28 protein-coding genes are annotated in these 26,977 nt (G+C 65.5%); 18 read left to right on the top strand and 10 right to left on the bottom strand.

The window, feature by feature from the left end:
* Window positions 1–32: 32 nt before the first annotated feature.
* From HD842_RS07110 to purU, 4 genes are all read right to left on the bottom strand, one after another.
* Window positions 33–2,345 (bottom strand): xanthine dehydrogenase family protein molybdopterin-binding subunit, encoded by a 2,313-nt coding sequence (locus HD842_RS07110; protein ID WP_183552626.1) that lies wholly within the window; start codon window positions 2,343–2,345, stop codon window positions 33–35.
* A complete protein-coding gene (locus HD842_RS07105) occupies window positions 2,342–3,367 on the bottom strand; it encodes an FAD binding domain-containing protein (RefSeq protein WP_183552624.1) in 1,026 nt (341 codons plus the stop codon). The genes HD842_RS07110 and HD842_RS07105 overlap by 4 nt, the downstream gene beginning before the upstream one ends.
* Entirely contained in the window at window positions 3,364–3,888 is a 525-nt protein-coding gene (locus HD842_RS07100) for a (2Fe-2S)-binding protein (protein WP_183552622.1), read from the bottom strand. Before HD842_RS07100 ends, HD842_RS07105 begins: the two co-directional genes overlap by 4 nt.
* A 105-nt stretch (window positions 3,889–3,993) precedes the next feature.
* Window positions 3,994–4,887, bottom strand: a complete 894-nt coding sequence (gene purU, locus HD842_RS07095) for a formyltetrahydrofolate deformylase (protein ID WP_183552620.1) — start codon at window positions 4,885–4,887, stop codon at window positions 3,994–3,996.
* 112 nt (window positions 4,888–4,999) lie between these two features.
* Here purU and HD842_RS07090 point away from each other — a divergent pair, with 112 nt between their 5' ends.
* A complete protein-coding gene (locus HD842_RS07090) occupies window positions 5,000–5,491 on the top strand; it encodes a GNAT family N-acetyltransferase (RefSeq protein WP_183552618.1) in 492 nt (163 codons plus the stop codon).
* Between the two features lie 3 nt (window positions 5,492–5,494).
* Here HD842_RS07090 and HD842_RS07085 read toward each other — a convergent pair whose 3' ends face one another.
* Window positions 5,495–5,968 (bottom strand): hypothetical protein, encoded by a 474-nt coding sequence (locus HD842_RS07085; RefSeq protein WP_183552616.1) that lies wholly within the window; start codon window positions 5,966–5,968, stop codon window positions 5,495–5,497.
* A gap of 273 nt (window positions 5,969–6,241) precedes the next feature.
* On the opposite strand from HD842_RS07085, the gene HD842_RS07080 reads away from it, so the two are divergent.
* Window positions 6,242–6,880 (top strand): PEP-CTERM sorting domain-containing protein, encoded by a 639-nt coding sequence (locus HD842_RS07080; protein WP_183552614.1) that lies wholly within the window; start codon window positions 6,242–6,244, stop codon window positions 6,878–6,880.
* 30 nt (window positions 6,881–6,910) lie between these two features.
* On the opposite strand, the gene HD842_RS07075 is transcribed toward HD842_RS07080, so the two are convergent.
* Window positions 6,911–7,444: an ankyrin repeat domain-containing protein gene (locus tag HD842_RS07075; RefSeq protein WP_183552612.1), complete on the bottom strand. Its 534-nt coding sequence runs from the start codon at window positions 7,442–7,444 to the stop codon at window positions 6,911–6,913.
* Window positions 7,445–7,502: 58 nt separating this feature from the next.
* A complete protein-coding gene (locus tag HD842_RS07070) occupies window positions 7,503–8,711 on the bottom strand; it encodes an MFS transporter (protein WP_183552610.1) in 1,209 nt (402 codons plus the stop codon).
* Between the two features lie 108 nt (window positions 8,712–8,819).
* Here HD842_RS07070 and HD842_RS07065 point away from each other — a divergent pair, with 108 nt between their 5' ends.
* Window positions 8,820–9,758: a LysR family transcriptional regulator gene (locus HD842_RS07065; protein ID WP_183552608.1), complete on the top strand. Its 939-nt coding sequence runs from the start codon at window positions 8,820–8,822 to the stop codon at window positions 9,756–9,758.
* Window positions 9,759–9,776: 18 nt separating this feature from the next.
* Here the strand turns inward: HD842_RS07065 and HD842_RS07060 are convergent, their stop codons facing one another.
* Window positions 9,777–11,930, bottom strand: a complete 2,154-nt coding sequence (locus HD842_RS07060) for a TonB-dependent receptor domain-containing protein (RefSeq protein ID WP_183552606.1) — start codon at window positions 11,928–11,930, stop codon at window positions 9,777–9,779.
* Window positions 11,931–12,178: 248 nt separating this feature from the next.
* Between HD842_RS07060 and HD842_RS07055 the strand changes: the two genes are divergently transcribed.
* The 6 genes from HD842_RS07055 to HD842_RS07030 all read left to right on the top strand — a co-directional run bounded on the left by HD842_RS07055 (window position 12,179) and on the right by HD842_RS07030 (window position 18,774).
* A complete protein-coding gene (locus HD842_RS07055; RefSeq protein ID WP_183552604.1) occupies window positions 12,179–12,493 on the top strand; it encodes a c-type cytochrome in 315 nt (104 codons plus the stop codon).
* An 88-nt stretch (window positions 12,494–12,581) separates the two neighbouring features.
* Entirely contained in the window at window positions 12,582–13,313 is a 732-nt protein-coding gene (locus HD842_RS07050; protein WP_183552602.1) for a hypothetical protein, read from the top strand.
* Between the two features lie 354 nt (window positions 13,314–13,667).
* Window positions 13,668–15,254, top strand: coding sequence for a flavin monoamine oxidase family protein (locus tag HD842_RS07045; RefSeq protein WP_229424624.1), 1,587 nt, complete (start codon window positions 13,668–13,670; stop codon window positions 15,252–15,254).
* Window positions 15,251–15,661 (top strand): c-type cytochrome, encoded by a 411-nt coding sequence (locus HD842_RS07040; RefSeq protein WP_183552600.1) that lies wholly within the window; start codon window positions 15,251–15,253, stop codon window positions 15,659–15,661. The genes HD842_RS07045 and HD842_RS07040 overlap by 4 nt, the downstream gene beginning before the upstream one ends.
* Window positions 15,662–15,691: 30 nt before the next feature.
* A complete protein-coding gene (locus HD842_RS07035) occupies window positions 15,692–16,216 on the top strand; it encodes a RidA family protein (protein WP_229424623.1) in 525 nt (174 codons plus the stop codon).
* Between the two features lie 65 nt (window positions 16,217–16,281).
* Entirely contained in the window at window positions 16,282–18,774 is a 2,493-nt protein-coding gene (locus HD842_RS07030; RefSeq protein WP_183552598.1) for a TonB-dependent receptor plug domain-containing protein, read from the top strand.
* A 16-nt stretch (window positions 18,775–18,790) separates the two neighbouring features.
* Here the strand turns inward: HD842_RS07030 and HD842_RS07025 are convergent, their stop codons facing one another.
* Window positions 18,791–18,937: a hypothetical protein gene (locus HD842_RS07025; protein ID WP_183552596.1), complete on the bottom strand. Its 147-nt coding sequence runs from the start codon at window positions 18,935–18,937 to the stop codon at window positions 18,791–18,793.
* 101 nt (window positions 18,938–19,038) lie between these two features.
* On the opposite strand from HD842_RS07025, the gene HD842_RS07020 reads away from it, so the two are divergent.
* A complete protein-coding gene (locus HD842_RS07020) occupies window positions 19,039–19,740 on the top strand; it encodes a pirin family protein (protein WP_183552594.1) in 702 nt (233 codons plus the stop codon).
* A gap of 57 nt (window positions 19,741–19,797) precedes the next feature.
* Here HD842_RS07020 and HD842_RS07015 read toward each other — a convergent pair whose 3' ends face one another.
* A complete protein-coding gene (locus HD842_RS07015; protein WP_183553692.1) occupies window positions 19,798–20,721 on the bottom strand; it encodes a LysR substrate-binding domain-containing protein in 924 nt (307 codons plus the stop codon).
* Window positions 20,722–20,899: 178 nt separating this feature from the next.
* On the opposite strand from HD842_RS07015, the gene HD842_RS07010 reads away from it, so the two are divergent.
* The 8 genes from HD842_RS07010 (at window position 20,900) to HD842_RS06975 (ending at window position 26,878) form a co-directional block, all read left to right on the top strand.
* Window positions 20,900–21,196, top strand: coding sequence for a XapX domain-containing protein (locus tag HD842_RS07010; RefSeq protein ID WP_183552592.1), 297 nt, complete (start codon window positions 20,900–20,902; stop codon window positions 21,194–21,196).
* A gap of 41 nt (window positions 21,197–21,237) precedes the next feature.
* On the top strand, window positions 21,238–21,921 hold the full coding sequence (locus HD842_RS07005; protein ID WP_183552590.1) for a hydrolase: 684 nt from the start codon (window positions 21,238–21,240) through the stop codon (window positions 21,919–21,921).
* Window positions 21,922–21,926: 5 nt separating this feature from the next.
* Complete coding sequence (locus tag HD842_RS07000) at window positions 21,927–23,795, top strand: amidohydrolase (protein WP_183552588.1); 1,869 nt, start codon at window positions 21,927–21,929, stop codon at window positions 23,793–23,795.
* 1 nt (window position 23,796) lies between these two features.
* Window positions 23,797–24,480 carry a YoaK family protein gene (locus tag HD842_RS06995; RefSeq protein ID WP_229424622.1) on the top strand — a complete coding sequence of 228 codons (684 nt, stop codon included), beginning with the start codon at window positions 23,797–23,799 and terminating at the stop codon, window positions 24,478–24,480.
* Window positions 24,477–25,037 (top strand): TMEM175 family protein, encoded by a 561-nt coding sequence (locus HD842_RS06990; RefSeq protein ID WP_183552586.1) that lies wholly within the window; start codon window positions 24,477–24,479, stop codon window positions 25,035–25,037. Before HD842_RS06995 ends, HD842_RS06990 begins: the two co-directional genes overlap by 4 nt.
* Window positions 25,038–25,097: 60 nt before the next feature.
* The gene (locus HD842_RS06985) at window positions 25,098–25,730 is read left to right on the top strand and encodes a response regulator (protein WP_183552584.1); all 633 of its coding nucleotides are present in this window, start codon (window positions 25,098–25,100) and stop codon (window positions 25,728–25,730) included.
* A gap of 123 nt (window positions 25,731–25,853) precedes the next feature.
* Window positions 25,854–26,228 (top strand): helix-turn-helix domain-containing protein, encoded by a 375-nt coding sequence (locus HD842_RS06980; protein WP_183552582.1) that lies wholly within the window; start codon window positions 25,854–25,856, stop codon window positions 26,226–26,228.
* A 44-nt stretch (window positions 26,229–26,272) separates the two neighbouring features.
* On the top strand, window positions 26,273–26,878 hold the full coding sequence (locus tag HD842_RS06975; protein ID WP_183552580.1) for a DedA family protein: 606 nt from the start codon (window positions 26,273–26,275) through the stop codon (window positions 26,876–26,878).
* Window positions 26,879–26,977 lie beyond the last annotated feature (99 nt).

Raw genomic sequence — 26,977 nt, 5'->3', positions numbered from 1 at the left:
ATGGCGTTTTTGGTCGCTGCAGCGCCGAACTATCAGACCGGCGGCTGCACCGGGAGTTCCCGATCCCCGAGCAGCAATTTCGCCGGCGTCATCGGTGTCGTGCGCAGGCGCGTACCGGTGGCATGGAAGATGGCGTTCGAGACCGCCGCTGCCACACCCACGATGCCGATCTCGCCCACACCCTTGGCGCCCAGCTGCTTGCTGACGATACGGTCGTCTTCTTCCACGAAGATCACGTCGATATCGTGGATGTCGGCATTGGCCGCCACGTGGTACTCGGCGAAATTGTGGTTCATGAAGCGCCCGTACTTGTGATCGGTATGGGTTTCTTCATGCAGTGCCTGGCTGATGCCCCAGACGACCGCGCCGCTGATCTGGCTGGCTGCCGTCTTGGCGCTGATGATGCGCCCGGCCGCAATCGCGCTGACCACGCGCGTGACGCGCACCATGCCGAGCTTTTCGTTGACGCGCACTTCGCAGAACACGGCTGAGTGCACGGCGCGCGCGTACTTGCGCTGCTTGAGCATCTGCGGCGTCATGAAGTATTTCTCTTCGACCTGATCCACGCCCGCATTGGCCAGAACCTGCGTGAGTTCGACGCGGCGCGACGGATCCGTTTTCAGGAAGATCGCGCCGTCGCCAAATTCGACGTCGCGCAGACGCGCCTTGGCCAGCGGCGAATCGGTCATCTTCGTTGCCATCTTCAGCACCGACTTCTTGAGCTTTTCGCAGGCGCCGAACACGCCCGAACCTACCGTGGTCACGTGCGACGAGCCGCCTTCGATCGGCGCCATCGGCAGCGTCGAATCACCCAGCTGGAACGTCACCAGTTCCATCGGCAAGCCCATGGCCTCGGCTGCAATCATCGACATCACGGTATAGGTACCGGTGCCGATATCGGTCGCCGCACTGCTCACGACCAGGCGGCCGTTGCTGTGCAATACGGCGCTGACGCGGGCGACCATCACCATCGCATCCCAGATGCCGGTTGCCATGCCCCAGCCCACCAGCTCGTCGCCGTCCTGCATCGAGCGTGGCTCGAGCGGACGCTTTTCCCAGCCGAAGCGCTCGGCGCCCTGGCGGTAGCACTCGCGCAGTTCCTTGCTCGAGAATGGCTTGTCCTCGATCGGAGACACGTCGGTGTAGTTCTTCAGGCGCAGCGCCAGCGGATCCATCTTCAGTTCGTAGGCCAGCTCGTCCATCGCCACTTCCATGGCGTGCACGCCGTGGGCGGCGCCCGGGGCGCGCATGTCCAGCGGCGTGAAGCGGTCGTTCGCCACCACCTGGTAGCCGAGCTTGATGTCGGAGCACGCATACAGCTGGCCCGACCAGTTGACGATCACTTCGACGTAATCCTCGAGGCGCGAGGTTTCCTGGATCGCTTCGTGCCAGATCGCCTTGAGCGTGCCGTCCGGCGCTGCGCCCAGGCGGATGCGGTGCCAGGTTTCTGGACGGTGGCCGAAGCTGAACATTTGCTGGCGCGTCAGCACGACGCGCACCGAACGCTCGAGTTGCAGCGCGCCCATCACGGCCAGCGGCAGCTGGTATTGCGGGCGCAGGCCGGAACCGAAGGCGCCGCCCACGTACGGGTTGCGCACCGTGACTTCGTCGCTCGACAGGCCGAAGCCATGCGAGACATACCAGCGGCTGTTCTGCGAACTTTGCGTCTTGTCGTAGATGGTCAGGTGGCCGTTTTCAGCGCGAATCACGGTCGAGGCGAACATCTCCATCGGATTGTGGTGCTCGACGCCGTTGTAGTACTGCGAGTCGACCCGTACTTCGGCTGCCTCGAATGCCTTTTTACCGTCGCCGATCGAGCTTGGCGGCACGAAGCCCGCCTTCATCTTGCGCGGTTCATAAGCCTGGTCGAGGCTTTCCAGCAGATTGGTTTCGTGTGCATCGACATCGTAATGCACGCGCACCAGCGTCGCCGCGTACCGCGCAGATTCAAAGGTCTCGGCCAGCACCAGCGCCACCGGCTGGCCGCTGTAGAAAATCTCGTCCGAGAACAGGGGGCGGAATGGCGAGCCGGCCGGGGCCGTCATGTCTTTCCAGGCCAGGTCGAAAGAGCGCATCTTGGGACGGTTCTCGTGCGTCATCACGGACAGCACGCCCGCGACGGCCAGCGCCTCGGCCGTGTCGATGCTGGTGATGCGGCCCTTGGCCACGGTGCCGCTCACGACCACGCCGTACGCCAGGTCGGGGGCAAAGTATTCAGCGGCGTACTGCGCCTCGCCGGTGACCTTGGCTCGGCCATCGATGCGCGAGACCGCCATGCCGCTTTTCACGCGGCCGGTGCCGGCCGGCGCGCTCGGCGCGCGCAGTTCAGGAATCAGGTCGGTCATGCTTGTTCTCCTTGTGCATCGAGTCCGCGCGCGTGGTCGGTCCCACGCGCGGCGGTGGTCAAGGCTTGCACGATGGCGTTGCGCGCCAGCGGCAGCTTGAAGTCGTTTTGGCCAAAGCCCTGGGCGCCTTGCAGGATGGTCTCGGCGGCCTGCAGGAAGGCCGCTTCGCCAACGGCCTGGCCGACGAGCGCTTCTTCGGCCGCTTCGACACGCCATGGCTTATGGGCCACGCCACCGACCGCGATGCGCGCAGCGCGGATCGTGCCGTCGGCATCGAGATCCAGCGCAGCAGCCACCGACACCAGCGCGAACGCGTACGACAGCCGGTCGCGCACCTTGATATAGGCGCTGTGATCGATGAAACGGTCGGCTTCGGGCACGGTGATGTGGGTGATCATCTCGCCTGGCTGCAGCGTGTTGTCGATCTGGGGCGTGTCGCCCGGCAGGCGGTGGAAGTCGGCGAACGGGATGTCGCGCGCGCCGCTCATCGAGCGCACGTGGACCGTCGCGTCGAGCGCGCGCAGGGCGACGCACATGTCGGACGGGTGGGTGGCGATGCAGCTTTCGCTCGTGCCCAGGATCGCCAGCTGGCGGTTCAGGCCTTCGCGCGCCGGACAGCCGGTGCCGGGTTCGCGCTTGTTGCAGGCGGTGCCGACGTCATAGAAGTAGACGCAGCGGGTGCGCTGCATCAGGTTGCCGCCGTTGGACGCCATATTGCGCAGTTGCGGCGAGGCACCGGCCAGGATGGCCGTCGACAAGAGCGGATAGCGCTCGCGCACCACCGGGTGGTAGGCCGTGTCCGCGTTGCGGGCGAGGGCGCCCAGCAGCAGGCCGCCGTCTTTTTCTTCGACCTGGTCCAGGCCGAGGTTGTTGATGTCGACCAGGCGTGACGGCTTCATCACGCTTTCCTTCATCAGGTCGAGCAGATTGGTGCCGCCGGCGATCGGGCGGGTGTCAGGGTCGAGCAGGGCGGCCAGCGCGGCGTCGACGTCCGTGGCTTGGGTAAAGGCGAACGGGTTCATGACAGCACCGCCCCGGTCGTGAAGCCTTCGGTGGTTTTCTTCGTGTCGCGCATGTCGAGAACTTTGATGACCGCATCGGCGATCTGCGGGTACGCGCCGCAGCGGCACAGGTTGCCGCTCATGAGTTCACGCACGTCGTCGCGCGAGGTAGCCTGGCCTTCGCTGATCAGGCCCACGGCCGAACACAGCTGGCCCGGCGTACAGTAGCCGCACTGGAACGCGTCGCAGTCGATGAACGCCTGCTGCAGCGGATGCAGGTCGTCGCCGGTGGCCAGGCCTTCGACGGTGGTGATCTCGCGACCGTCCTGCATGACGGCCAGCGTCAGGCACGAGTTGATCCGCTTGCCGTCGACGAGCACGGTGCAGGCGCCGCACTGGCCCTGGTCGCAACCCTTTTTGGTGCCGGTCATGCCTGCGCGCTCGCGCAGCAGGTCAAGCAGCGTTACCCACGATTCGACGTTGAATTCGCGGTCCTGGCCGTTGATGCGCAGACGCACCGGATGCTGCTGTTGATGTTCCATGTTCTTCCCCTCTGTGAGAAGGTATGAACATAACGTCCTGTTACATTTGCGACGGTTAGCTAACGCACCTACGTTAGGTATAAGCCAACGTTGTTGTCAGTGTCATTACGGCCCGCGGAACACCACCGTCTTGTTGCCGTCGACGAACACACGGCGCTCGATATGGAATTTGACCGCCGTGGCCAGCGCCAGGCATTCGTTGTCGCGCCCCACGCGGGTCAGCTGGTCGACCCGGTAGTTGTGGTCCACGCGCGTGAGCACCTGTTCGATGATCGGGCCTTCGTCCAGGTCGGGCGTGGCGTAGTGGGCCGTTGCGCCGATCAGCTTGACGCCCCGGTCGAACGCCTGCTGGTACGGCTTGGCGCCCTTGAAGCCGGGTAAAAACGAGTGGTGGATATTGATGCACTTGCCGGCCAGGCGGCGCGCCAGCCCATCCGACAAAATCTGCATGTAGCGCGCCAGGACCACGAGTTCGGAGTCGGTCTCGTCGACGATTTCCAGCAGGCGCGCCTCTTGCTGCGCCTTGTTGTCCTTGTTCACCGGCAGGAAGATGAAGCGGATGCCTTCGCGCTCGACCATCGGGCGCAGGTCGAGATGGTTCGACACAACCGCCGTGATCGACAGATTGAGTTCGCCCGTGCGGCGGCGGTACAGCAGGTCGTCCAGGCAGTGGTCGGTCTTCGAGACCATGATCACGGTGCGCACCGGGTCGAGCGGATCGTAGATTTTCCAGCCCATGTCCAGGCGCGTGGCGACCGTGCTGTCGAATTCGGCGCGGATGGCGTCGATGGCCGGCGATTTGTCTTGCTGGCGGAATACGGCGCGCATGAAGAAGCGTGCGGTCGAATCATCGTCGAACTGTTCTAGCGCGCAGATATAGCAATCGCGTTCGGCCAGGAAGGTCGCAACGGCCGCGACGATGCCGATGCCGGCCGGGCAGCTGGCGTGGAGGATGTATTCGGGGCGGGCTGGCGGCGTGGCTTCGCTGGTGCTGCGCATGCTGGTTCCTGTCGGTGATGAGGCGATGTTGTCAAGACAGCTAGAATGCGCGATGCCACGACGGGCGTCAAGCGCATGCTACGATGCGCGTTTTTTCGCCCGACCATCTCTCATGCCGATCTCCCTGCGTCCGATGCTACCCACCGATCTCGAGGCCGCGCTGCGCATCCAGGCCGCCTGCTATCCGGCCGCGATGCAGGAGCCGGCCGCGGTAGTCGCAAGCCGGATAGCGGCGGCGCACGGCACCTGTCTGGTTGGCCTTCACGAGGGCGTTGTGTGCGGCTACCTGTTCACCTATCAGTCGCGTCTGGGGCTGGTGACGGACCTGAACGCCCCGTTTGCCGTATCGGATCAGCCGGACACCCTGTACCTGCATGACCTGGCAATCGAGGCATGCGCACTGGGACGTGGGATGGGGCGCGCGCTGGTGGACGACGCACTGCGTCGCGCGCACACGCTCGGACTGGCCCATGCGGCCCTGGTATCGGTGCAGGACAGCGAGCGCTTCTGGCATGCACTGGGCTGGCGCGCCGCCTCGACGCAGTGCGCCGGCCTGCAGACCTATCCGCCCGGCGCGCTGTACATGGTGCGTACGCCGGCCTAGCGTTTATTGCACCCGGCGCACTTTGGCCGAGCTGTTGCCGCCATCGACTTTCAGGAACAGCGTGCCGAACACGTTGCGCTCGATGGTCACCGCCGCGTCCTTCGTGGGCGGCAGGACGGCGTCACTGCCATCGATGACGCGCCAGACCTGGCCATTGGCCAGGCGGATCTGCGAGCCGGGACCCCAGCCATCGAAGTCGCCCACGACCGTGCTGCGGATCGACGCAGGCTGCGCTTCGCGTTGCTTGACCGCTTCCATCCCAAAATTCTGTTCCGGCGTACGGACTGGCGCAGCGGCAGCCGTCCCGGTAGCGGCAGCCGGACCGGCAATGCCGACGGGAATCGCGTCGTAGCAGGCAACGCGCGAGGCGGTGTCGCTCAGGGTGCGGCATTTGAGCAGCGCGGCATCGTCGGCAAGTGCGGTGCCGCTGACAGTCAGCAGTGCAACCATGAGGACGGGCAGGGACAGGGCTTTCATCGGGGGCTTTCGGGTAGTTGGAATCGCGCCCTGGCGTCAGGGCGCTCACGATTATAGGGGATGTACCGGGCGTCGTGGCTGACACATCAGGTCGCCGCAGCGGCGGTGCAGCGCATTGCAAAGGTGACATGCTTTGTCGAAGAACTTGACACCTTGTCTGCGACGGCTAAGCACCCAACATAAATGTTGTTTAGAATCAATGGGATGCTGGCACTATATCCACGGGCGCGATTCTTGCTGACGTATTGTAGGAACTTTCCGAGGAGATCTGTAATGACGCGCATTGCCCCTGTCGCCCTATTGCTGGCCGCCGCCCTGGCGCTGCCGGCGCAAGCTGCAGTCACCTTCAGCTGGCAGCAAGTGAGTACATCCAGTTCGATGCCGACCGGTCTCAACCTGGAATTGGCGTTCTCCGACGAGGCTGTCACCGCCGGCGCGTTGTCACTGGATATCAGCAATGACTGCCACATGGGGCCGCCGTGCCTCGACCCTCAGTCCAGTCTATTGTCCATGCGCTACTGGTTCGACGACCCGTACATCGGTGGCCAGCACAACCTGATCGACTACGGCTACCGCGCCCAGCCGCGCAATTATTATGACCGCATCGTCATGGACGTGACCTTCCTGGCGGGCGGCCTCCTCGGGGGGAGCATCTTCGCTTCGGACGGCAACTCCGATTTCCAGATGGTGAGCGAGGGCGCACTGTTCAGTGTGGTGACTGCCAACAGTGACGAACCGTATGGCTGCGGTTGGCAGTACCCCGACTGCAGCGGCGCCAGCGGCATGCTGGTGTCTGCGGCGCAGGAAGCGAGCGAGGTGCCGGAACCGGCCACGGGCGCGATCGTCGGCCTCGGCCTCGTGGCGGCCTGGTGCGCGCGCCGTCGTCAGCGGCCGGCGCGCAGCAGCGCCTGATGCGCAGCGCCTGGGGTACGGTCGGCGCCGTCATTTGGCCGGCGCCAGCAGGGCCGCAGTGTCGGCCGCGCCCATCTTGATTGCCGCATCGTAGGCGGTCGTGCCGGCCCCATCGCGCGCCGCCGGATCGGCGCCGCGTTCCATCAGCAGCTTGGCAATGGCGACCCGGTTGAACATCGCGGCAAACATCAGCGCCGTGCGGCCGGAAGGGCCGGCAAAGTCCGGCAGCGCGCCCTTGTCGAGCAACAGCGTCGTGACCGCCAGGTCGCCCTTGAACGCCGCGCCGTGCAACGGCGTTTGCCCGGCATCGTTGATCAGGTGCGGATCGGCGCCGTGCTCGAGCAAGACCCGCGTCGCGTCCAGGTGGCAATGATAGCTGGCCAGCATCAAGAGGCTGTCGCCTTTTTCGTTGCGCAGGTTCGGCGGCAGGCCGCGCGACAGGAAGGCGGCGAGATGCTCGGCGTCGCCTGAACGCGCGTACTGGAACATATTGCGCGCCATGTTCAGCGCGGCTTCGTCCAGTTCGGCTTTGGTCGGCGTCGCCGCTTGGTCGTTGGTGTGCATTGCGTGCTCCAGATCAGGATAAAGGTTGATTAAAACACATCTCAATCCGGCGCGTGGTCTATGCGCTCTGGCGTGCGGCCGCATGCCTGGTGGCTTCGTGGATCCAGACCGGCAGCGCCAGCGCTGGCAGCAGCATGCCGACCAGCAGCGCCGCATGCCAGCCATACGCCGCATACACCCAGCCGCCCAGCGCGGAACCGACCGCGCCGCCCGCAAAGAACAGCGCGAAGTACAGACCGTTCAACCGGCTGCGCATGTCGGCGCCCAGCGCGAACAGCGCGCGCTGGCCCAGCACCAGATTGGCGGCCACCGCAGCATCCAGCGCGATGGCGGCCACGGCCAGCAAGCCAAGCGCGACCGGTTTTGACGCCGGTGCAAACAGGGGCAGCAGGAAGCTCAGCGCGCCGACGACCAGGGCGACGGCAGTGGCTTTCAGCGTGTGACCGGCATCGGCCAGGCGCCCGGCGACAGGCGAGGCCACGGCGCCGGCCATGCCGACGAGGGCAAACAGCGCGATCCCGTTCTGTGTGAGGCCGAAGGCGGGGCCGGCCAGCGCTTGCGGCGCCACGGTCCAGAACAGGCTGAAGGCGCCGAACAGGCCAGCGTGATACAGCGCGCGCTGGCGCAGCACCACGGTCGTGGCCAGCAGCGGCCACAGCGAGCCGATCAGGCGCCGGTACGGTTGTGTCGCCGTGGGCTGGCGCAGCGGCAACTTCAGCTGCAGGACCACGGCCAGCACGGCGACCAGCGCGGCGGCGATCCCGAACACGGTGTGCCAGCCGCCCAGGCCAGCCAGCACGCTCGCGACCGGCCGCGCCACCATGATCCCCAGCAGCAAGCCGCTGACCACCTTGCCAACGATCTGGCCGCGCGTGGCTTCCGGCGCCAGGTGCGCGGCAAACGGCACCAGCACCTGCGCCACCACGGCACCGAGGCCGATCGTCAGCGCGGCCAGCAGGAACGCCCACGCGGTGGTGGCGGTGGCCGCGACCAGCAAGGCAGCACTGGTGACAAGCAGACCGGTGACGATCAGGCGCCGGTTTTCCACCAGGTCGCCGAGCGGCACGATGAACAGCAGGCCCAGCGTGTAGCCGATCTGGGTCAGCGTGACGATCAGCCCGGCCGCTGCGGGCGGCAAGCCCAGCGCGGCGCCGATCGGGCCGACGAGCGGCTGCGCATAATAGAGGTTGGCGACGATGATGCCGGCCGCAGCGGCCAGCAGCATGACCATGCCGGACGAGATGGATGATGACCTGGGGGTGTTCATGGCGAACTCCATGGAATTGAGTGAGGGAATGACGCCATGGTAGCCAGTTCGCCGGCGAAGATAATCAGGGCATAATACGCTTATACCATTCACTTTATATGAACAATCATGGACAAGGTGAAAGCGATGCAGACGTTCGTGCGCATCGTCGAGGCGAACAGTTTTACACGCGCGGCCGAGTCGCTGGACTTGCCACGCGCCTCACTGACGGCGACGCTGCAGAATCTCGAGCGCTATCTGGGTGCACAGCTCCTGCAACGCACGACGCGCCGGTTGTCACTGACGCCCGAGGGTGAGCGTTACTACGCCCACTGCAACGCTATCCTGGCCGCCATCGACGACGCCGAAGCCGACTTTCTGGGCGAGCACGCGGGCCGGATGCAGGGCCGGCTGCGCGTCGATCTGCCGGGCTCGCTGGGCCGCGCGATCGTGCTGCCGCGCATTGGCGAGTTTCGCCAGGCGTATCCGGCGCTCGATCTGACCATCAGCCTGGGCGACCGCCTGGTCGACCTGACCGCCGAAGGCATCGATTGCGCGTTGCGCGTGGGCGACTTGCCCGATTCAAGCCTGGTCGCACGCCGGATCGGCCTGATGCGCTTCGTGATCGCCGCCACGCCCGGCTATCTGGCGAGGCGGGGCACGCCTGCAACCGTCGATGCATTGGCCGAGCACGATGCAGTCGTGCATTTCTCGGGCCGCACTGGCCGAGCCTTTGAATGGACGCTCGCGGGTGAAGAGAAGGGAGCCGGCGCGGGTAGCGTGGTCCGGGTGGCCATCGATGGCGGCATCGCCGTGAACGACGCCGAGGCCAATCTGCTGTGCGCGCTGCAGGGACTGGGACTGGCGCAACTGGCGCGCTACCAGGTGCGCACGCACGTGGCGCAGGGCGCGCTGGCCGTCGTGCTCCCCGCCATGTGCCCGACCCCAATGCCGGTGTCCCTGCTGTATCCGCGCGGGCGCATCGCCAATCCGCGCCTGCAGGCATTTGCCAGCTGGCTGGCCGGGGTGTTCGAAGCCGACCCCGACCTGCGCCTGGCGGATACCTAGCGCCACTTCATCCGCCGCTCAGAAGTCCACGTTCATCGACAGCCACAGGCGGCGCCCGTCAAGATTGTTGACGTAGACGCTGCTGTAGGTCGGCGCCCCCGCCGGCGTCGCGCGATACGGCCGGTAGTCGATGAAGTCCTTGTCCAGCAGATTGTAGATCGCGGCATTGAGCGTGATGGCCGGCGTGACCTGGTAGCTGGTGCCAAGGTGCAGCATCGAATAACCCTTGAAGTCGCCCAGCGCATCCCGCGCCGCGCGGGTGGCGGCCGACGTCCCCGGATCGCGGAAGCGCTCGCTGCGGTATTCGGCGCGCAGCCATGCATTCCAGTCGGGCGACACGTCCCAGGTCAGGCGCGCATTGAACGCGTGCTTCGGTGTGTCGGACAGCGGTTTGCCGGCATTCTCGCCGCTTTCCTGTTCGCTGTCGGTGTACGTGTAGTTGGCGCTGGCGGCCCAGCCGGCCGCGAGCGGGAAGCGGGTGGCGAATTCAACGCCGCGCGTGACCGCCTCGTCGACATTGATCGACTGGCCGAAGGCGTCGACGTTCGGCCAGTTGCCGAAGCTGACGCAGCCCGGCCGGTTGGGCGCCGGGCGGAAGGTACAATTAATCAGGCCAGTGCCGCTGGTGATCTTGTCCTTGAAATCGTTGTTGAAGACCGTCGCGTTGACGCTCCAGCCGGCGCCATTGTCGAAATAGGCACCCAGTTCGGTGGTGACGCTGGTTTCGGGTTGCAGGTTCGGGCTGCCCACGAGCGGAATCGTGCCCTGGCCACCGAAGCCGTTGATGCCGGGGGTGAGCTGTTCAACGCGCGGGGTCTTGTAGCCCTTGCTCACGCCGCCCTTGACAGTCCAGCGGGGCGAGGCGCTCCAGACCAGGTAGCCGCGGGGGCTCGTCTGGCCGCCGAAGATGCTGTGGTCATCGTAGCGCGCACCGATCGTCAGCGACACCCGCTCGTGCAGGCGCCACTCGTCTTCCACGAACAGGGCTTTTTGCGTGAACGCGAACGCTTGCGGCGCAACGCCGTCGATCATCTCCGCATCCCAGTGCTGGGCGCCGATCGTGGTCAGGTGCGTGCCCCATGGCAGCAGGAGCTTGGTGTCGAACACCTTGCTCTCGACTTCCAGCGTGCGGGGCGTGCCCGGCACCGCGCCCGGCGTACCCGGCGGAATCGTGCGGCCGATGGTTTCCGTGTTGTTCACCATATAGCTGCTGTCCCAGGTGCCGAACGGCAGGCGCGCCTTGTACGACAGCGTGGTTTGCTCGCGGTTGTATTGTTGCTCTGGCCCGTAGCCACCCGTGCCCAGCGTGCCGAGCTGGCCGCGCGTGTTGTCATAGGTCTGGCGCGTCTTGTCGGCGTCGAGCACCAGTTCGTGGTTGCGGTGCGGGGTGAACGCCAGCCGCGCGCCAACGTTGTCGATCTTCTGCTTGACCGGGTTGGCGTTCTGGACCAGCGGCCGGGCCGGGTTGATCTCGTCGTACGAGATATTCGCCTCGTCGCGGCGCAGGGTGCTGCCGCGCAGCGAGAGTCCCAGCACGTCGGTCTTGAGCGGGCCGCTCAGGTAGAACTTGGCGCCCTTGACGTCGCCGAACTGGTCGTCTTCCTGCAGCGTGTAGTCGGCTGCCACCGAACCGGCCCAGCGCTTGCCGACCTTGCGCGTGATGATGTTGATCACGCCACCCATGGCGTCCGAGCCATACAGCGTCGACATCGGACCGCGGATGACTTCGATGCGCTCGATGGCGCTGACAGGCGGCATGAAGCTGGTCGAGGTGCCGCCAAAGCCATTTGGCGTGACGTTGCCGGCCGCGTTCTGGCGCCGGCCGTCGATCAGGATCAGTGTGTAGTCGCTCGGCATGCCCCGGATGCTGATATTCATGCCGCCGGTCTTGTCACCGGCCGCGCCGACGTCGATGCCTTCCACGCTTTCCAGCGCCTGCGCCAGATTGCCGAAGCGCTCTTTCTCGAGCTGTTCACGGGTCAGCACCGTGATCGAGGCGGGCGCTTCACGGATCGTCTGCTCGAAGCCGGCTGCCGTCACGACCACAGTCGGCATAGTTGCCGGCAAATCGTCAGCAATCGGGTCAGCGGCAACAGCGGCAAGCGGCAGCGCGCCGATGGCCAGGCTCAATAGGGTGCGGGCAAATTGGAGGGCAGGCAAACGATCGGTCATTCTTCAGGCGTCCTTTTTTATCATTCAAAGCAAATTTCTGCGTCAATACCTAAAAACAGGTAAATGTCGCGGAACGGCGCCATTCTAATCGTTAATGCGAATCATTCCCATTCAAATTTATTGACGAGCGTGTCGGAGGCTGGTCACGCAGCGCGCGCCGCCCATGCCAATGGGGTTTCCCGCTATGATGTCAGGTGGTGCCCGCCAGGGCGCCTGCGCCTTACGATCAACCCAGCCACTGGAGCATCATGAAGAAATACCTGACCCTGACCCTGGCAGCGACCTTTGCCGTCGCCGCCGTCCCTGCCGCCCAGGCGAACGCCGACCTGGCCAAGGCCCGGGCCTGCATGGCCTGCCACGCCGTCGGCACCAAACTGGTCGGCCCGGCCTACAAGGACGTCGCGGCCAAGTATGCGAAGGATGCCGGCGCCGAAGCGCGCCTGATCCAGAAGATCCAGAAAGGCAGCAGCGGCACCTGGGGCCCGATCCCGATGCCGGCCAATCCGCAGGTGACGGACGCCGAAGCCAAGGTGCTGGCGAAATGGATCCTGGCGCAGAAATGATTGACCGGCGGCCCCGGCGCGGGCCGCCATGACCGTGCCTGGCGCGTTCTTTGCATATAAGCAATGAACTCAACGCCAGGAGCGGCTGATGTTCTTGCAGAACGATGTCCTCGAATACCGCGATCCCCCGGGCCATCTGGTGCGGATCCTGTGGATCGACGTCACGCATTCCGTGGCCTATACCTTTGCACTGCGGCGCCCAAGCGCGACACCGCGCAGCACGCCGCTGCACGTGCTGGTGGCGGACGTGTCGACGCGGCGCGCCCGGTTGCTGCTCGCCGACCCTTGCCGCGCACCGCGCGTCGACGCCCCATCCGGCAAACACCACCTGCTGCAGATGAAGGCGTGGGATGCCGTCACGGCCCTGCACCACGACCTGCCGCAACTCTATTTGCCGCGCCCGCGCGCAGCCTTGCTCAGTGCCTACAGTCGCGCGCACGGGATCTCCGTCGCCAGCCTCATGCGCTACCTGCGCCGCTACTGGGAGCGGGGCCAGACGATCGACGCGTCGCTGCCCGATTACGCCAACTCCGGTGCGCGTGGCAAGACGCGGGCGGCCAGCGCCGGCGTCAAGCGCGGCCGCCCGCGCAACGGTGCGACGGGCAGCGCCAATGCGGGCACCAATACCGATGCCGCGCTGCGGGCGCTGTTCCTGGCCGCCGCTGCACAGTTTGCCGCCAATCATCCGCGCTTCTCACGGCCGGCTGCGTATCGCCAGATGCTGCGCGAGCACTTCGCCGACTGCGCGCCCGGCGCCATTCCCAGCTATGGCCAGTTCAACTACTGGCTGGAACGCGACGACATTGATCGCACCCAATGAAGTGCGTATTTACGCCACAACGGTGCAGTGATGATTTGGCACGCTCCTGGCACGTGCGTGGGACCGATACGCTGCCCGAGCAGGATCCCGGGCGGTCAGGATAAATAAAGTATCGGCGCGGCATGCGACGTGCATCCCGCCAGCTGCGTCACGATTGTAAATACGAATGGAAAATCGCGTTATCTGAATCTTGTTCGAAATATTGCGCTTACGCCGGGCTTACGTTCGCCATAACTGGCGCTGTACTTTATTTTAATTTCTTCTGTATTGACGATTTCATCGGTCACTTGGCACAGGTATTGCTGATAGGCCATTAGTTGCACGGTCTTTCAGTAACGCCAAGTGGAGGTAGGAATGAAACGTTTGACACCGTCGTTGACCCGACGTGAGTTTTTGTACCGCGCCGCTGCCGTTGGTGGTTCGGCGCTGTTGATGGGCTCGATGAATGCCTGGGGCATGGGGATCGCGTCCCGGACTACGACGCCGCCCGTGCTCGCTGGCTCTGGCAAGGGGAAGAAAGTCGTCGTGCTGGGCGCCGGTCTGGCCGGCCTGACGGCAGCCTACGAACTGGGCAAGCTGGGCTACGAAGTCCAGGTGCTCGAGGCGCGGCCCTATGCGGGCGGGCGCTGCCAGACGGCGCGCAAGGACTTCAAGCTGCACGAACTGGGCGGCGAGGCCCAGCAGTGCCGCTTCGACGTCGGCCAGTACATCAACCACGGCCCGTGGCGCATCCCGCTGGATCACCAGTCCACGCTGTACTACGCGCGCCAGTTCAAGGTGCCGCTCGAAGTGATGGTCAACGAGAATGACCATGCGTACGTGTACCTCGAGGATGGCGGGCCGCTGTCGAAGCAGCGCCTGCGCGGCGCCCAGATCAAGGCCGACATGCGCGGCCACGTCGCCGAACTGTTGGCCAAATCGGTCACCGGCCACGCGCTCGACACGCAACTGACGGGCGACGACCAGCGCCTGCTGCTCGACTACCTCAAGCACGAAGGAGCGCTGGACGCCGGCGACCTGGCCTACAAGGGCCGCAGCGGCCGTGGCTTTGCCACCAACCCCGGCGCGGGGCTGGTGCCGGGCGCCGGTACGCCGTCCGATCCGCTGGCGTTTCACGATCTGCTGGCCGCCCGGGTCGGCAAGGTCTACAGCGCGGTGCAGGAGTTCCCGATGCACGCCACGATGTTCCAGCCGGTCGGCGGCATGGACGCGATCCCGCGCGCCTTCGCCAGCCGTCTGGGCGGCCGCATCCGCTACCACGCCGAAGTCCAGCGCATCCGCCAGGGCGACGACAAGGTCACGATCGACGTGCGCGACACGGCCAGCGGCGCGCTCTCGCGCGTGACGGCCGATTATTGCGTGTGCACGGTGCCGCTGTCGGTGCTGCGCATGATCGACACCGATTTCTCCGACGGATTCAAGGCCGCGATCAAGGCCGTCCCGTACGCGCCGGTCGGCAAGATCGGCCTGCAGATGGGGCGCCGCTTCTGGGAAGAAGACGACCACATCTACGGCGGGCACGTGCTGACCGACCTGAAAGGGATCAACACGATCTCGCTGCCGTCCGGCGGCTGGCAGCAGAAAAAGGGTGTCGTGCTGGGCTACTACCACTACGCACTCGACGCCATTGAAGTCAGCGGGATGACCCCTGGCGAGCGGACCGAGTTTGCCCTCGCGGCCGGCGAAAAGATCTTTCCTGCCTACCGCGCAAGCTACGAGAGCAGCTTCTCGGTTGCCTGGCACCGCGTGCAGTACAGCCTGGGCGGCTGGGCCGAATGGACCGACGCCGCGCGCAAGAGCGCCTATCCGATTTTGCTCGACGGCGAGCGCCGGGTGCTGCTGGCCGGCGAACACCTGAGCTACCTGACGGGCTGGCAGGCCGGCGCCATCGAATCGGCATGGCAGCAGGTCGAGACGCTGCACCGGAGGGCCAGCGCATGAAGACCCCGATCGTTGCACTCGCAAGCGCCGTTCTGTGGGCCGGTGCGGTCCAGGCTCAGGCCCAGGCACCCGCGCCGGCCGACGGCAAGACGCTGTTCGCCAAGAACTGCGCGGCCTGCCACCAGGCCAATGGGCGTGGCATTCCCGGCGCGTTCCCGGCGCTCGTGGCCAGCCCGGTCGCCATCGGGCCGGCCGATGCCGTGGCCGAGGTGCTGCTCAAGGGGCGCGGGGGCATGCCCGATTTCAGCACCAGCCTGGATGACGCCGATATCGCCGCCGTCCTGACCTATGCGCGCAGCAGCTGGGGCAACCACGCGCCGCCGATTACCGGCACCGAGGTCTCCATGCGGCGCGCGGCGCTGCAGGTCGCACCGGCGGGCGACAGCCGCTTCGGCAACAAGCACTGAGGCTCTTCCTTTCCTTTCCTTCCCATGTCCATGAAAGACGATCCAATGAACTTTGCCGCTCTCCGCTCCACCTCGTGCCTGGCTGCTGCGCTGCTGCTGGCGCCCGTTATCGCCAGCGCCGCAGCCACCGACATCGTGCGCCACAAGATCCCGAACTCGGATTTTCCCATTGCCCTGGCCGTGTCGGTGCCGCCCGGCGCGACGATCCACTTCATCAGCGGCCAGGTGCCGCCCATCGTCGACAAGGCGGCCGGCCCCGACACCATCGCAGCCTTTGGTGACACCAAAACGCAGACGGTCGGCGTGCTCCAGAAGATCAAGGAGATCCTCGCCGGCATGGGGCTCGGCATGGGCGACGTCGTCAAGATGCAGGTGTTCCTGGTGGGGGACCCGGCGCAGAAAGGGCGCGCCGACGTCACCGGCTTCATGGCCGGCTACACCCAGTTCTTCGGCGGCGCCCAGCCCAACCTGCCGGCGCGCGCGGTGATGCAGGTGGCGGGCCTGAGCAATGCCGGCTGGCTCGTGGAAATCGAAGTCGTGGCAGCGAAGAAGTAAGCGGCGCGGCCCGCGCCGGGCACGCCAACCAGACCAATAACGAACTACGCCAACAGGGAACCACCATGTACAAGACCATCATTCATACCAGTGTCGCAGCCGCTTTGCTGTCGTGGGGCGTGGCGGCCCACGCCGCCGACAAGGCGGTCGATCCCGCTGTCGACTCAGTTGTCGACACCGCGGCGGCGGCGGCCGTCGCTCCCGATGCCCCCGCGATTGCCAGTACCGGCGTCGTGATCGTCACGGGCACGCGCGCCGCCGGCCTGACGGTCGAGGACAGCGCCTCGCCGATCCAGGTGCTCGACGCGTCGTCGCTGGCCCGCACCGGCCAGCCCGACCTGATCCAGGCCCTGGCCCAGAACCTGCCGTCGCTCAATGCCCAGTCCTTCGGCAGCGACATGGCGGCGATGACGCTGTCGGCGCGCCTGCGCGGCCTGTCGCCGAACAACACGCTGGTGCTGGTGAACGGCAAGCGCCGCCACGGCACCGCCAACCTGGCCGTGCTGGCCGGCGCCTTCCAGGGCGGCGCCGCGGCCGACCTGAACTTCATTCCGGTGGCGGCGATCGAGCGCGTCGAAGTGCTGCAGGACGGCGCGGCCGCGCAGTACGGCACCGACGCCATTGCCGGCGTCATCAACATCATCCTCAAGTCCAATTACCGTGGCGGCAGCGCCAACGTGAATGGCGGTGGCTACATGGACGGCGGCGGGCACACGGGCGACGGCATGGCCAATATCGGCCTGACCCCATTCACCAACGCTTACCTGTCGCTGACAGCGGAAACCAAGTACCACGGCTTCTCGGAGCGTGGCGGGATCGATCCGCGTGTCGTCGATCCGGCGACGATGGCGGCGATGCCGTCGCTCGTCAATGCGCCGGGCTACCCGTATCTGAACAAGATCCAGGGCGACGCCCAGTACCGCCAGCACATCTTCGCCGCCAATTTCGGCGTGGACCTGGGCGGCGACACCGAGTTGTACAGCTTTGCCACCTACGGCAAGAAGGAAGCGCGCGCGTTCGAGAACTACCGCATGCCCAACCGCCTGCCGACCATCTACCCGCTGGGCTTCAGCCCGCAGGAGACGTTCGACGAAGAAGACTATGCGTTCACGTTCGGCATCAAGGGCAAGGTGTTCGGCAACTGGAACTGGGATGTATCCAGCACCTACGGCAAGGACGTGGCCAAGCTTGGCGTGGCCAATTCGGCCAATATCTCGCTGTTTGCCGATACGCGCGCGACGTCGCTGTCCTTCAAGGCAGGTGAATTCCAGGCCAGCCAGTGGACCAACAACCTCGACCTGCGGCGCGAGTTCGACGCCGGCATGGCCACACCGCTGACGCTGGCGCTGGGCCTCGAGCATCGCCGCGACACCTACGCGATCGTTGCGGGCGACGCCGCATCGCGCTACAAGGAAGGGGCGCAATCGTTCCCGGGCTTCTCGCTGACCGACGCCGGAAAACACAGCCGCAACAACAAGGCGGTCTACGCGAATATCGCCGTCCAGCCGGTGACCGGCTGGACGGTCGACATCGCCGGACGCTTCGAGGATTTCAGCGACTTCGGCAACGCCAAGGTCGGCAAGCTCACCAGCCGCTACGACTTCACGCCGGACGTGGCCGTGCGGGCCACCTACAGCAACGGCTTTCGGGCGCCGACACTGGCCGAATCGTTCTATTCGGCCACCAACGTGTCGCCACGCAGCGCCTTTGTGCAACTGGCGCCGAATTCGCCAGGCGCCCGGCTGGTGGGCATCGACGGCCTGAAGCCGGAAGCGTCGACCAATATCAGCGCGGGTCTGGTGCTCAATCCGGTGGCCGGCATGTCCGTCACGCTCGACGCTTATCAGATCACGATCCGCGACCGCATCGTCGGCAGCGGTTCGCTGTACGGTTCGGGCGGTGCGATCAATTCGCCGGCCGTCACGGCCGCAATCCTGGCCAATGGCAATGTGCTCGATCCGACCGTCGTGCAAACCGGCATCAACATCTTCACCAATGCGGTCAACACCCGCAGCCGCGGCGCCGAAATCGTCGCCACCCTGAGCAGCAACTACGGCGCTTACGGCCGCGTGGACTGGTCGGCCGCGGCCAACTACAACAAGGTCGAGGTCATCAAGATCAACCAGGCGCCGACGCAGCTGGGCGCGCAGACGCTGCTCGACGCCACCGCGATCTCGCACCTCGAAACGGCCTCGCCCAAGGTGCGGTTGAATCTGGGTGGCCTGTGGCGCATGGGTGACTGGACCGTGAACCTGCGCGAGAATTACTTCGGCAAGTCGTCCGAACAGTTCTCGACGGACGGCGCGGTGTATCGCGAAAACCGGATTAAGGCCAGTCTGTTGACCGACCTGGAAGTGAGCTACCAGATCAGCAAGGCCTGGAGCGTGTCGCTGGGCGCGAACAACCTGTTCAACGAGTACCCGGACAAGGTCAACCCACTGACGCTGGCCGAGCAGCGCGCCAATCTGGACAACGGTGCGGTGACGATCTACCCGGGGTTCTCGCCATATGGCATCAACGGTGGTTACTACTATGCGCGCGCGGCCGTGAAGTTCTGATCCGCGGCACCCCACGTCAAACGTCGGGCGGCTGGCCGTTGCTGGCCAGCCGCTCGATTGCCGCTATCGGTTCGATCAAATCCGGAATGGGGATTCGATAATCGAAAATATCGATCATACGACGGCAGATAACTCGTTTTTCATCATGGCCGGTGGCGCGCATAATAGCGTCATCGCATCGGGAACAAGGCAAGAATCAGCAAATGCCCGCAACGGTATCAAGATTCGAGCAGCTCGATGATCCAATCACGAAAGGAGCACATGATGTTGAACGTCCGTAAAAGCAATGAACGTGGTGGCGCCAGTTTTGGCTGGCTGAACTCGCAGCACTCGTTTTCGTTCGGTCATTACCACGATCCGAAACACATGGGTTTTGGCCCGCTGCGCGTCATCAATGATGACCATGTAGAGGCAGGCCGCGGGTTCGATTCGCACGGTCACCGTAATATGGAAATCATCTCGTATGTGCTCGAAGGCGCCCTGGCGCACAAGGACAGCATGGGCAACGGCTCGGTGCTGCGCTACGGCGACGTGCAGGTCATGAGCGCCGGAACAGGCGTCGTGCACAGTGAGTTCAATGGTTCGAAAACCGAAGGCGTGCATTTCCTGCAGATCTGGATCGAGCCAAACGAGATCGGCGCCGAACCGCGCTACGAAGAAAAGCACTTCGACACGGCCTCGAAGACCGGCAAGCTGCGCGTGGTAGCGTCGAACGATGGCCGCGATGGCTCGGTCTCGATCCGCCAGGATGCATCGATCCATGCGGGCATCTTCAGCGGCACCGATGGGGCGACCCATGCGCTGGCCGATGGCCGCCAGGCCTATGTCCACGTGATTCGTGGCCAGATCACGGTCAACGGCGTGGCGCTGAGCGGTGGCGATGCGCTCAAGATCACGGGTGAGCCGGCGGTCACGCTGGGCCAGGCCGAGGCGGCTGAAGTGCTGGTGTTCGATCTGCCGCAGTAACACGCTCAGGCAGCAACGCCGTCCCGAACCCGGGGCGGCGTGTCGTGTGCGTGTGATTCAGGCAGCCGCACACGGATCGACGGCCATACGGGCGAACGGTGAACTCGTGCGCATCCGGTCGATCCACCAGGTGAGCGCCGCGCCATCCTCGGCGCTGCGCCAGGCCAGGTAAAAGGTTTCGTCGGGCTTGGGTTCAACCACCTGTTTTTCAATGAGCTGGCCGCGTGCGATGGCCGGTCTGGCCCAGGCCTCGGGCAGGAAGCCAAAGCCCAGCCCCTGCACCTGGAATTCGTACTTGGTCCGCATGTCGGGCACGGCCAGCGTGGCCTGTCCGAACAGGATGCCCACGGTGCGCGCGCCCAACACGCGCGCCGAATCCGACACCGTGATTGCCCGATACGGCAGCAGATCGGCCTTGTCGAGCGCGTGGTCCAGCGCTGCCAGAGGATGGTGCGGCGCCACCGCGAACACGAAGCTGCTCGTGCCGATCGGTTCGGCCGTGTAGCCACCGCCCGACGGTCCGTCGCCGGCAGCGCCCACGAGCAGGTCGACGCGGCGGTCGAGCAGGGCGTCCCAGGTGCCACCCAGCGACTCGCGCACGATACGCAGGCGGGTGTGGTCGGCCACTTCGTAGAACGCTTCGATATCCGGCTGCAGGCCACCCGCGCCCAGCACCGAATCCATCCCGATCGCAAAGTCCGTTTCCCAGCCCGAGGCCACGCGCCGCACGCGCGACTCCAGGTCGCCGGCGGCGCGCAGCAGGTAGCGGCCTTCCTTGAGCAATGCCTGGCCCGCCGGCGTCAGCGTGACCTTCGGCCCGAAGCGGTCGAACAGGCGCACGCCCAGGTCGTCCTCGAGCTTGGACACCGTGTACGAGATGGTGGACGGCACGCGAAACAGTTCCTTGGCCGCGCCCGCGAATGACCCGCGGCGGGCGATGGTGTCGATGATCTGTAGGGCGTCGAGGCTGAGCTTGAGCAAGTAGGCATCCTGGAATCGGTATCCAGCCATGGTAGCGGCAAGCGCGGTCGCCACCAAGCCCCGGGCGCGAAAAATAGCAGTCTGATTCTATCGCCAGGTCGGGCGGGTAGCGATACTTCATCCCGTCAGGCGCCGCGTCCGGCCCGGTCACAACCCAATGTACGTCAAGGAGCAGGCCATGTACCTGATATCGCTGGGCGCCGGTGTGCTGGCCGGCTTGCTGTATGGCCTGATCAACGTGCGCTCGCCCACGCCGCCCGCCATCGCGCTGATCGGCCTCTTGGGCATGCTGATCGGCGAGCAGATCGTGCCGGTCGCCAAGCGCCTGCTCGACGGCGCCCCCCTCACTGCAGGGTGGTTCGCCAGCGAGTGCACCCCGCGCATCACGGGCGTTGCGGCCAAGGCGCCCGCGCCAGGACTAGCGCCGAGCCCTGCGCCGGGAGCCGACGAGCCGCCCGCCACGGGCCAGGGCTGAACCAGATTCGACGAACCATCCACCATCACAGGGAGACCACCATGACCAACCCCAAACTTGACGTTTTGACCCCGCAGAACTCGCAACTGATCTTCATCGACCACCAGCCGCAGATGGCTTTCGGCGTGCAGTCGATCGACCGCCAGGTCCTGAAGAACAATGTGGTCGGGCTGGCCAAGGCAGCCCGGGTCTTCAACATCCCGACCACGCTCACGACGGTCGAAACCACCTCGTTCTCCGGGCACACCTATCCCGAGCTGCTCGACGTGTTCCCGGGCCAGCCGATCCTCGAGCGCACGTCGATGAATTCGTGGGACGACCAGAAAGTGCGCGACGCCCTGGCGGCCAATGGCCGCAAGAAGGTCGTCGTCGCGGGCCTGTGGACCGAGGTGTGCAACACGACGTTCGCGCTGTGCGCGATGCTCGAAGGCGATTACGAGATCTACATGGTCTCGGACGCCTCGGGCGGCACCAGCAAGGAAGCGCACGACATGGCGATGCTGCGCATGGTGCAGGCCGGCGTGGTGCCGGTGACGTGGCAGCAGGTGCTGCTCGAATGGCAGCGCGACTGGGCGCGCCGCGAGACCTATGACGCCGTCATCAAGATCGTCACCGAGCATTCGGGCGCCTATGGCATGGGCGTGGACTATGCCTACACGATGGTGCACAACGCGCCGGCGCGGGCGGCTGGCACGCACGAGGTCCTGGCGCCCGTACCGGCGTAACGACCATGGCCACCCCACGCGCCGCGTCGCCGGCCCTCATCCTGATCAACGGCTGCTTTCACACGGTCGACCGTGAACAGCCGCAAGCCTCTGCCGTGGCGATTCGCGACGGGCGCTTCATTGCGGTGGGCGACATCGATGTCGTCATGCGCCACCGCGAAGAAGGCAGCCAGGTCATCGACCTGAACGGTCGCACCGTCGTGCCCGGCCTGAACGACTCGCACCTGCACCTGATTCGCGGTGGCCTGAACTACAACCTCGAATTGCGCTGGGAAGGCGTGCCATCGCTGGCCGATGCGCTGCGCATGCTCAAGGCGCAGGCCGACCGTACCCCTAATCCGCAGTGGGTGCGGGTGGTGGGCGGCTGGAACGAATACCAGTTTGCCGAGCGGCGCATGCCGACGCTGGACGAAATCAACATGGCCGCGCCGGATACGCCCGTGTTCATCCTGCACCTGTACGACCGCGCGCTGCTCAACCGGGCCGCACTGCGCGCCGTTGGCTATACGAAGGACACGCCCAATCCGCCGGGCGGCGAGATCGTGCGCGACAGCGCCGGCAACCCGACCGGCATGCTGATCGCGCGGCCCAACGCGATGATCCTGTACGCCACGCTGGCCAAGGGCCCGATACTGCCGCACGACCTGCAGGTCAACTCGACCCGCCAGTTCATGCGCGAACTCAATCGCCTGGGGATCACGAGCGCCATCGACGCCGGCGGTGGCTTTCAGAATTATCCCGAGGATTACGCCGTCGTCGAGCAGCTCGACGCGGCCGGCCAGCTGACGATCCGCATCGCCTACAACCTGTTCACGCAACACAAGGGCGGCGAGCTGGAAGACTTCCAGCGCTGGACCGGCATGGTGACCCCAGGGCAGGGCAGCGATTATTACCGTCATAACGGCGCCGGCGAGATGCTGGTGTTCTCGGCGGCCGACTTCGAAGATTTTCTCGAGCCGCGCCCCGATCTCGATCCGGCCATGGAGGGCGAGCTGGAACGCGTCGTGCGCCACCTGGTGGCGCAGCGCTGGCCGTTTCGCCTGCACGCGACCTACGACGAATCGATCTCGCGCATGCTCGACGTGTTCGAAAAAGTACACCGCGACATCCCGTTCGATGGCCTGCACTGGATGTTCGATCATTGCGAGACGATCACGCAGCGCAATATCGACCGCGTCGCGGCGCTGGGCGGCGGCATCGCGATCCAGCACCGCATGGCGTTTCAGGGCGAGTACTTTGTCGACCGGTACGGCAGCGAAGCAGCGGCCGCCACGCCGCCGATCAAGCAGATGCTGGCGACCGGCGTGCCGGTCGGCGCCGGCACCGATGCCACGCGCGTGGCCAGCTACAACCCGTGGACAGCGCTGTACTGGCTGGTCACCGGCCGCACGGTCGGCGGCCTGGCCCTGTACGGCAGCGCCGGCTACCTGCCGCGCCAGGTCGCACTCGAACTGTGGACCGCCGGCAGCGCCTGGTTCTCGAACGAGCAGGAAGGCAAGGGGCGCATCCGCGAAGGCATGTTCGCCGACCTGGCGGTGCTGTCGGCCGATTTCTTCACGGTCGATGCCGAAGACATCAAGGCCATCGAATCGGTACTGACGGTGGTCGGTGGCCGGATCGTCTACGGCGCAGCCGAGTTCAGCGATCTTGGCTTGCCGCCGATTCCCGTGCTGCCCGACTGGTCGCCGGTGGCGAGCGTGCCGGGGCACTGGCGCAAGACGGCGGCACAGCCAACCATGGCATTGCCGCATCAGTGCAGCGGCCCGTGCGGCGTGCATGCGCACAGCCACGATCATGCGCGCCAATCGACGATTCCCGTATCGAGCTACAGCGGCTTCTGGGGCGCGCTCGGTTGCAGCTGCTTCGCGTTCTGACATGCCGCCGCCACATCCGTCCCGGCTGCATGGTTTCAATATGGGCTTGTTTGCCGGCTACGTCGACACGCTCGGTTTCATGGCGCTGTTCGGCCTGTTCACGGCGCACGTGACCGGCAACTTCGTGCTGCTGGGCGCGTCACTGGCCGACCCGGGCCAGATCCCGTCGCTGCTGAAGATCCTGGCGTTCCCGGCCTTCATCGCCGGCATCGTTGCCGCGCGGCTGCTGGTCGCGTCGTGCGAGCGGCGTGGCACCAGCGCGCACCGGCCATCGTACCTGCTGCAACTGGCGCTGCTGGCTGGCTTCATGGTATGCGGCATGCTGGCCGAGCCGGTGGCGCGCACGATGTCAGCGCTGGCGATGGCGGCCGGCCTGTTCGGCGCGGCGGCGATGGGCGCGCACAGCGCTGCCAGCAAGCTGCTGCTGGCGCATCTCGCGCCCACGTCGATGATGACCGGGAACGTCACGCAACTGGTGATCGATACGGTCGACCGCCTGCGCGGCGCGGGCGATGCCGCCACGGCGGCCCGCTGCAGCAAGTTCTTCTGGCCGCTGTGCGGGTTTGCCGCCGGTTGCGCCGGTGGCGCCTGGCTGTTCCTGGCGCTCGGCTTTGTCGCGCTGACCGTGCCGCTGGCGATCCTGGTACTGCACCTGTGCATGCCGTCGCTTGAGGCCGTTGCATGAACAAAGCCCGGCTCGAAGCGTTCAGCGACGGTGTCATCGCCGTGATCATCACGATCATGGTGCTGGAGCTCGAGCCGCCGCATGGCACGACGCTGGCCGACGTGGCCGGCGTCATCCCGGGCTGGTTGCGCTATGCGCTGAGTTTTCTGTACGTGGGGATCTATTGGGTGAACCACCACGCGCTGCTGGAACGGGTCGGGCGCGTGGACTGGGCCGTGCTGTGGGCCAATCTGCACCTGCTGTTCTGGATGTCGCTGATTCCGTTCGTCACGGCCTGGGCCGGCGAACACCCGATGGCACCGGCGCCGGTCGCGCTGTACGGTGTCGTGCTGCTGCTGTGCTCTTTGTCGTTTCTGCTGCTGTCGTGGCGGCTCGGTGCGAGCGATGGCGCGGCCCATGCGCCAGCCTGGCACGCGCGCAAAAACCAGGTGTCGGTGGGCTTGTACGCGCTGGCCATCGCGGTCTCGCCGTGGTCTGCGCCGCTCGCCGCCGTGCTGCATGTCGTGCTGGCGGCGATGTGGCTGGCGCCGGACCGTACCGCGCCCCACACGCCATGACTGGACGCCCCCGCAGGGTGACGGCATCATCCGGGTGACCACAACCAGAAGAGGACCGCCGTGCATCAACGAACCGCCCCGATCACCATCCTGATCGCCGACGACCATCCGCTCATGCGTGAGGGGATCGCCGCCGTCATCCACAGCCAGGCCGACATGCAGGTGGTGGGCGAGGCGGCCGATGGCAATGAGGCCGTAGCGCTGTACCGCACGCTGCGCCCCGATGTGACGCTGATCGACCTGCAGATGCCGAATCTGAACGGCATGGAGGCGATTGTCGCGATCCGCGCCGAGTTTCCGCAGGCGTGCCTAGCGATCCTGACCACGTTCCGCGGTGATGCGCGCGCCATGCAGGCGATCAAGAGCGGGGCGCAGGGCTATCTGCTCAAGAGCTCGCTGCGCAAGGAGCTCACCGATGCCATCCGGGTGCTGGCGGGCGGCCACCGGTATATTCCGGCCGAGATCGCCGGCGAGCTGGCGCGCCACCTGGGCCACGAAACGCTCACCGTGCGCGAGCTGCAGGTGCTCGAGCTGACCGCGCGCGGCAATGGCAACAAGGAGATCGGGCGCCTGCTCACGCTGTCCGAGGACACGGTCAAGGGCCACCTGCGCAGCATCATGGACAAGCTGGGCGCGAACAACCGCACGCATGCGGTGACGATCGGCATCGAGCGCGGGTTTCTCGAGATCTAGGCGCGGCACGTTTCTGCCGCACCCCCACTTTCGTGGGGGGTAGCAGCGCCCCATCGTGGTCTGTCGCCATCGGCTACGCCATTGCACCATCCGGATCGTCACCGAACTTTCCGGAGGGATTTCATGCAGCTGTCTTCGCCGCCGCCGCGCCAGCATGGCGGCCTGCCACACTGGCAGATCCAGCGCGTCACCGATTACATCGACGCCAATCTCGCGGCCACGCTGCGCACCGAGCGCCTGGCCGCCACCCTTGGCCTGAGCGTGAGCCACTTCACGCGCGCCTTCAAGCACAGCGTCGGCGTGCCGCCGCGCGTGTATGTGCTGCGGCGACGGCTGGCAGCCGCCTGCGACGCCATGGTCGCGTCCAGCACGCCGCTGACGACGATCGCGCATGCGCACGGGTTTTGCGACCAGTCGCACTTCACCCGCAGCTTTCACGATGTCATCGGCCTGTCACCTCACGTCTGGCGCGCGCAGCAGAACAGATGTCTTTTTTGAATCTTGGTATCGTAGAGGCTGCCCAATGATATGGAGTACGTCCCGTGTTCGAGTTCATCACCGAGTTCATGCAAAAGAGCGGCTATCTGGGCGTCTTTGCCCTGATGGCGCTGGAAAACATCTTTCCGCCGATTCCGTCCGAGCTGATCATGCCGTTTGCCGGATTCGTCGCTGCGCGCGGTGAGCTGAATGTGATCGGCGTACTGCTGGCCGGTACCGCCGGCTCGGTGGCCGGCGCCTTGCCCTGGTATTACGCCGGCAAGGTGTATGGCAAGGAGCGGCTCGAAGCCTTCGCCGACAAGCACGCACGCTGGATGACCGTTACCCACGGCGACATCGAGCATGCGATGGACGCCTTCGAAAAGCACGGCAAGAAAGTGGTGCTGCTGGGGCGCCTGATTCCGGCGATCCGCACGCTGATTTCGGTGCCGGCAGGCCTGGCCAAGATGTCGATGGGCCAGTTCCTGTTGTTCTCGACGATCGGTTCACTGATCTGGACGGGCATCCTGACCGGCGCCGGCTATGCACTCGAGAGCCAGTACGAGCGCGTGGCCGAGTATGTCGATCCGGTGTCGAAGGCAGTGCTGATCGGCCTGCTGGGCTGGTATCTGTACCGCGTGGTGACGTTCAAGTCGCGCAGCAAGACCTGAAACATCCAGTGCTGCCGCCAAGCGAGCGGCAGCACTTGCTTTTTATGCCACGCCAGCTATGATTGTGCGGTACGACCAATAAAAAGAACGCACATCGAC

The organism is Massilia aurea (genome assembly GCF_014200505.1).
Lineage (GTDB): Bacteria > Pseudomonadota > Gammaproteobacteria > Burkholderiales > Burkholderiaceae_D > Telluria > Telluria aurea_B.
This window is presented reverse-complemented; position numbering and strand designations above follow the sequence as displayed.

Bases quoted from the DNA above. Each gene is read 5' to 3' on its own strand.
- HD842_RS07110 (WP_183552626.1), bottom strand. From the start codon at position 2,345: ATGACCGACCTGATTCCTGAACTGCGCGCGCCGAGCGCGCCGGCCGGC.
- HD842_RS07105 (WP_183552624.1), bottom strand. From the start codon at position 3,367: ATGAACCCGTTCGCCTTTACCCAAGCCACGGACGTCGACGCCGCGCTG.
- HD842_RS07100 (WP_183552622.1), bottom strand. From the start codon at position 3,888: ATGGAACATCAACAGCAGCATCCGGTGCGTCTGCGCATCAACGGCCAG.
- purU (WP_183552620.1), bottom strand. From the start codon at position 4,887: ATGCGCAGCACCAGCGAAGCCACGCCGCCAGCCCGCCCCGAATACATC.
- HD842_RS07090 (WP_183552618.1), top strand. From the start codon at position 5,000: ATGCCGATCTCCCTGCGTCCGATGCTACCCACCGATCTCGAGGCCGCG.
- HD842_RS07085 (WP_183552616.1), bottom strand. From the start codon at position 5,968: ATGAAAGCCCTGTCCCTGCCCGTCCTCATGGTTGCACTGCTGACTGTC.
- HD842_RS07080 (WP_183552614.1), top strand. From the start codon at position 6,242: ATGACGCGCATTGCCCCTGTCGCCCTATTGCTGGCCGCCGCCCTGGCG.
- HD842_RS07075 (WP_183552612.1), bottom strand. From the start codon at position 7,444: ATGCACACCAACGACCAAGCGGCGACGCCGACCAAAGCCGAACTGGAC.
- HD842_RS07070 (WP_183552610.1), bottom strand. From the start codon at position 8,711: ATGAACACCCCCAGGTCATCATCCATCTCGTCCGGCATGGTCATGCTG.
- HD842_RS07065 (WP_183552608.1), top strand. From the start codon at position 8,820: ATGGACAAGGTGAAAGCGATGCAGACGTTCGTGCGCATCGTCGAGGCG.
- HD842_RS07060 (WP_183552606.1), bottom strand. From the start codon at position 11,930: ATGACCGATCGTTTGCCTGCCCTCCAATTTGCCCGCACCCTATTGAGC.
- HD842_RS07055 (WP_183552604.1), top strand. From the start codon at position 12,179: ATGAAGAAATACCTGACCCTGACCCTGGCAGCGACCTTTGCCGTCGCC.
- HD842_RS07050 (WP_183552602.1), top strand. From the start codon at position 12,582: ATGTTCTTGCAGAACGATGTCCTCGAATACCGCGATCCCCCGGGCCAT.
- HD842_RS07045 (WP_229424624.1), top strand. From the start codon at position 13,668: ATGAAACGTTTGACACCGTCGTTGACCCGACGTGAGTTTTTGTACCGC.
- HD842_RS07040 (WP_183552600.1), top strand. From the start codon at position 15,251: ATGAAGACCCCGATCGTTGCACTCGCAAGCGCCGTTCTGTGGGCCGGT.
- HD842_RS07035 (WP_229424623.1), top strand. From the start codon at position 15,692: ATGAAAGACGATCCAATGAACTTTGCCGCTCTCCGCTCCACCTCGTGC.
- HD842_RS07030 (WP_183552598.1), top strand. From the start codon at position 16,282: ATGTACAAGACCATCATTCATACCAGTGTCGCAGCCGCTTTGCTGTCG.
- HD842_RS07025 (WP_183552596.1), bottom strand. From the start codon at position 18,937: ATGCGCGCCACCGGCCATGATGAAAAACGAGTTATCTGCCGTCGTATG.
- HD842_RS07020 (WP_183552594.1), top strand. From the start codon at position 19,039: ATGTTGAACGTCCGTAAAAGCAATGAACGTGGTGGCGCCAGTTTTGGC.
- HD842_RS07010 (WP_183552592.1), top strand. From the start codon at position 20,900: ATGTACCTGATATCGCTGGGCGCCGGTGTGCTGGCCGGCTTGCTGTAT.
- HD842_RS07005 (WP_183552590.1), top strand. From the start codon at position 21,238: ATGACCAACCCCAAACTTGACGTTTTGACCCCGCAGAACTCGCAACTG.
- HD842_RS07000 (WP_183552588.1), top strand. From the start codon at position 21,927: ATGGCCACCCCACGCGCCGCGTCGCCGGCCCTCATCCTGATCAACGGC.
- HD842_RS06995 (WP_229424622.1), top strand. From the start codon at position 23,797: ATGCCGCCGCCACATCCGTCCCGGCTGCATGGTTTCAATATGGGCTTG.
- HD842_RS06990 (WP_183552586.1), top strand. From the start codon at position 24,477: ATGAACAAAGCCCGGCTCGAAGCGTTCAGCGACGGTGTCATCGCCGTG.
- HD842_RS06980 (WP_183552582.1), top strand. From the start codon at position 25,854: ATGCAGCTGTCTTCGCCGCCGCCGCGCCAGCATGGCGGCCTGCCACAC.